Origin of the sequence: Streptomyces sp. OfavH-34-F (assembly GCF_022347745.1) — a bacterium.
GTDB lineage: Bacteria > Actinomycetota > Actinomycetes > Streptomycetales > Streptomycetaceae > Streptomyces.
In genome coordinates, this window is sequence record NZ_JAKRGC010000416.1 from 1 (window position 1) to 4,554 (window position 4,554).

Annotated in this window: 3 protein-coding genes, 1 tRNA gene and 1 pseudogene; 3 read left to right on the forward strand and 2 right to left on the reverse strand. The window is 71.7% G+C overall.

Features of this window, described 5'->3' with window-relative positions; translation table 11 throughout:
* Together MHW47_RS32345 and MHW47_RS32350 are read right to left on the reverse strand one after the other, a co-directional pair.
* Nucleotides 1–729 (reverse strand): annotated as a pseudogene (locus MHW47_RS32345) (gala protein); the annotation flags it as partial.
* Between the two features lie 107 nt (nucleotides 730–836).
* A tRNA-Cys gene (locus MHW47_RS32350) sits at nucleotides 837–912 on the reverse strand.
* A 211-nt stretch (nucleotides 913–1,123) separates the two neighbouring features.
* On the opposite strand from MHW47_RS32350, the gene MHW47_RS32355 reads away from it, so the two are divergent.
* The 3 genes from MHW47_RS32355 to MHW47_RS32360 all read left to right on the forward strand — a co-directional run.
* On the forward strand, nucleotides 1,124–3,412 hold the full coding sequence (locus MHW47_RS32355) for a glycosyl hydrolase family 18 protein (protein WP_239227418.1): 2,289 nt from the start codon (nucleotides 1,124–1,126) through the stop codon (nucleotides 3,410–3,412).
* Nucleotides 3,413–3,558: 146 nt separating this feature from the next.
* Entirely contained in the window at nucleotides 3,559–3,684 is a 126-nt protein-coding gene (locus MHW47_RS35860) for a hypothetical protein (RefSeq protein WP_275449883.1), read from the forward strand.
* The coding region (locus tag MHW47_RS32360; protein ID WP_239227419.1) for a cupin domain-containing protein at nucleotides 3,681–4,554 on the forward strand (874 nt) is incomplete at its 3' end. The genes MHW47_RS35860 and MHW47_RS32360, both read left to right, overlap by 4 nt.

Here is a 4,554-nt window from a genome sequence, read left to right on the forward strand (position 1 = left end):
GTCGGCGGCGGCCGCCAGCACGGCCGCGCCCTCGTCGCCGAGGTGGTTGGACGGCAGGTACAACTCCCGGACGCCCGCGTCCAGGATCAGCCGGGCGAGCAGCGGCGCGGCGTCGGCGCCGAGTCCGTTGCCGCCGAGGAAGAGCCGTTCGACGGGGTGCGGGCGGTGGGTCAGGACGTCGAGCAGTGCGGTGAGACCGTCCTCGGTGACGCCGGTGTTGACCAGGTCGAGGGTGCGCAGCGTGGTGTTGCGGCGCAGCATCGGGGCCAGGGCGCGCACGCCGGTGTCGCCGAGCGGGTTGCGCTTGAGCCAGAGGGCGCGGACGGTGGCGTCGCCGGCCAGGGCTCCGGCGAGCGCGGCGGCGCCCTCGGGGCCGATGCGGTTGCAGCCGAGGTAGACGGTGTGCAGCCGGTGCCCGCCGGCCAGGGCCGCCGCGACGGCGGTGGCGCCCTCGTCGCCCAGGGAGTTGGTGCCGAGCAGGACGTGCGCGGCGTGCGGGGAGCGGGCGGCGGCGGGCATCACGAGGGCGGCGCCGGCCGGTCCGAGCCCTTGCTTGCACAGGTCCACCCGGCCGTCGGCCCGCAGGGCGCCCAGCGGAAAGGTCTCGTCGCCCCCGACGGCGGAAGGCGAGGCCAGCCGGTCGAGCAGCGGGCCGAGCAGGGCCGGGTCGGCGAGGGGCAGGTCCGGATGTTCAATGGCCGGACAGCGCACCGGTATCGGCTGCGACATCGCTTCTCCCCAGTCCCCCGCGGGCCGTTGCCCGGCGGGGGAGGGGCGACGGTGCGCTCCGCCCGCTCGGGACGAACCGGCTCCGTCGGCTCTCCTCTACGAAAAGGTGGCAAGACAGGTCGGATTCGAACCGACGTCCTCCAGCTTGCTGCTAGGGCGCGACGACCTCTGCGCTACAGCCTTGCCGTCGGTGATCCTAACCGGGCCGGGGGCCGATTCGCACACCTGCGCCATCGGTGACCGGAGCGGGAGCGGTCCGGCCGGTCCGGAATCTCAAGTGGTCTGTACCTATTGACGACTTGGTGTAGACCAATTACTTTCCCCTGTGCTCCATGGCACGACATCCGCACCTCCCCGAGGACCGCCTCACCGGTCCCTGCCGCAAGGGAGAACCATGTTCGAGCACATGCCATCGAGACGGAGAACGACGACAGCGCTGATCGCCGTACTCGGCCTCCTCCTCGCACTCCTGTCCCTGCAGGCCGTCCCCGCGCACGCGGCGGGCAAGCTCACGGCGACGTTCACCTCCGCCGACAACGGGCCGTGGTGGAAGGGCACGTACATCCTCCACAACGACACGGACACCGCCGTCACCGGCTGGAGCCTGGAGTTCGACCTGCCCGCCGGCGTCGCCATCCAGTCCTCGTACAACGGGGCCGTGACCACCCAGGGCAGCCACATCACCGCCGTCAACGCCCACTACAACGGCACGGTCGCCGCGCACAGCACGACCGAACCGTTCAGCTTCTGGTTCGTCGCCACCGGCCCGATCACCGCGCCGACCGGCTGCCGCATCAACGGCGACAAGTGCGACGGCTCCGCCGACGCGCCCCCGGGCGCCCCGACCGGCCTGAAGCAGACCGACGTCACCGCCCGTACCGCGTCGCTGTCCTGGACGGCGTCCACCGCGGGCGACTTCCCCGTGGCCTCGTACGACATCCTCGCGGACGGAAAGGTCGTCGGCTCCGCCACCGCGGCCACCTCCGCCACGGTCACCGGCCTGACCCCGGCCACCACCTACGCGGTCACCGTCCGGGCCAAGGACACCCGCGGCAACGTCTCCGCCGCGAGCGCCCCGCTGTCCGTCACCACCGTCGACCCGGCCACCGACACCCAGGCCCCGACGGCGCCCGGCTCCCTGCGCTCCACCGCCACGAACGCCTCGTCCGTGACGCTGGCCTGGAACGCCGCGACGGACAACAAGCGCGTCGCCGCGTACGACGTCTACAAGGGCTCCGCCCTGGCCACCACGGTCTCCGGCACCACGACCACCGCCACCATCGGCGGCCTGTCGCCCGCGACCTCGTACACCTTCACCGTCAAGGCCCGCGACGCCGCCGACAACGCCTCGCCGGCGAGCAACGTCCTCACCGTGAAGACCGACGACATCGCCGGCGCCGGCAACTACGCCAAGGTCGGTTACTTCGTGCAGTGGGGCATCTACGGCCGCCAGTACTTCGTGAAGAACCTCCACACGTCGGGCGCCGCCGACAAGCTCGACATCATCAACTACTCGTTCGCCAACATCGACCCCAACAACCTGACCTGCCTCAACGGCGTCACCAAGGGCACCACCGCCGACCCGCAGGACCCGGAACAGGGGACCGGCGCCGGTGACGCGGACGCCGACTACGCCCGCCCGTTCAGCGCCGCCCAGTCCGTGGACGGCGTCGCGGACGACGGCTGGGCCAAGCTGCGCGGCAACTTCAACCAGCTCAAAAAGCTGAAGAAGCTGCACCCGGACCTCAAGATCGTGGTCTCGCTCGGCGGCTGGACCTACTCCAAGTACTTCTCCGACGTCGCCGCCACCGACGCCGCCCGCAAGAAGTTCGTCTCCTCCTGCATCGACATGTACATCAAGGGCAACCTGCCCGCGTACAACGGCGCCGGCGGGCCGGGCAGCGCGGCCGGCATCTTCGACGGCTTCGACATCGACTGGGAGTGGCCGGGCACCGGCACCGGGCACCCGGGCAACCACTACTCGCCCGACGACAAGGACAACCTCACCCTGCTGCTCGCCGAGTTCCGCAAGCAGCTCGACGCGCTGGGCGGCGGCCACCGCCTGCTCACCGCCTTCACCCCCGCCGACCCGCAGAAGATCGACGAGGGCTGGGACCTGTCCAAGGTCTTCGACTCGCTCGACGTCGCCAACGTCCAGGGCTACGACTTCCACGGCTCCGGCAGCGACAACTCCTGGGAACCGAACCGCACCGGCCACCAGGCCAACCTGTACAACGACACCCAGGACCCGTACGACTTCCACTTCAGCGCCGACACCGCCATCAAGGCGTACACCGACGCCGGTGTGGACCCCCGCAAGCTGACCCTCGGCATCCCCTTCTACGGCCGGGGCTGGCAGGGCGTCACGGACGGCGGCGTCGCGGGTGAGTGGCAGTCCGCGGGCGGGGCCGCCCCCGGCCAGTTCGCCGAGGAAGCCGGTACCCGCGGCTACTCGAACCTCATCGGCGCCTATCCGACGATGACGGTCCATCACGACGAGCAGTCCATCTCCACCTACGGCTACACCGGAAGCCAGTGGTGGTCCTTCGACGACGCCTGGTCCATCGGCAAGAAGACCCAGTACGTGAAGGACAAGGGCCTGCTGGGCGTCATGGTCTGGGAGATGTCGGGAGACACCCCCCAGGGCACCCTGATGAACGCCCTGGAGAACGGTCTGAAGTAGCCCGGGAAGGACATTTCTCCCGAATCGAGACTTACCGCGCATAGCGGTAGGCTGGTCACGGCGGTGCCCCCGGTGGCACCGCCGTGTCTCACGACCGGGCGCGGCTACGCGGCCCGGACCCAGCCGTTCGATGCGCGGGAGGAACCATGACCAGCCCCGAGCAGGACCCGAACCAGCAGGAAGGCCCCGCGGACGGTGGCGCGGCGGGCACGCCCGGCGTCCACGACGGCGGAGCGGACGGCGGCGCGGACGCGTCCGGCAACGGTTCTTGAGTACGTCCCCGGCCGGCCTCCAGGGCCCCCGGACCGCGACGGCGGCCCCAGGGGTCCTGGAATCGCGTCTGGCACCCGGCCTCACCCGGGAGGCGTTCGCCCGCGACATCTGGTCCCGGTCCCCGCTGCTCAGCCGCCGGGCCGGCGAGTTCTCCGATCTCTTCTCGGCCGCCGCGGTCGACGAACTCCTCTCGCGGCGCGGCCTGCGCACGCCGTTCCTCCGCGTCGCCAAGAACGGCACCACGCTCCCCGACGCCTCCTTCACCTCACCCGCAGGAGTGGGCGCCACCATCGGCGACCAGGCCGACGACACCGCGCTCTGGCGGGAGTTCGCGGACGGCGCCACCCTCGTCCTGCAAGCCCTCCAGCGCACCTGGGCGCCCATCGGTGACTTCACCGCCGCGCTGGCCGGTGAACTCGGCCACCCCGTCCAGGCCAACGCCTACGTCACCCCGCCGCAGAACCGGGGCTTCGACGCCCACTACGACGTGCACGACGTCTTCGTGCTCCAGATCGAGGGCACCAAGCGCTGGACCGTCCACCCGCCCGTGCACCCGGCCCCGCTGCGCGACCAGCCGTGGACCGACCACCGCACGGCCGTCACCGAGGCCGCGCGCGGCGAACCCCACCTCGACACCGTCCTCGCCCCCGGCGACGTCCTCTACCTGCCGCGCGGCTGGCTGCACGCCGCCGAGGCCCAGGGCGAGGTGGCGATCCACCTCACCCTCGGCGTCCACGCCTGGACCCGCTACGCCCTCGCCGAACAGCTCATGCGCGCCGCCCTCGCCGAACTGCGCGAGGACCCCTGGGCGCGGGCCTCCCTGCCCCTCGGCGCGGACCGCGCGCAGGAGGACCTCGCCCCGGTACGCG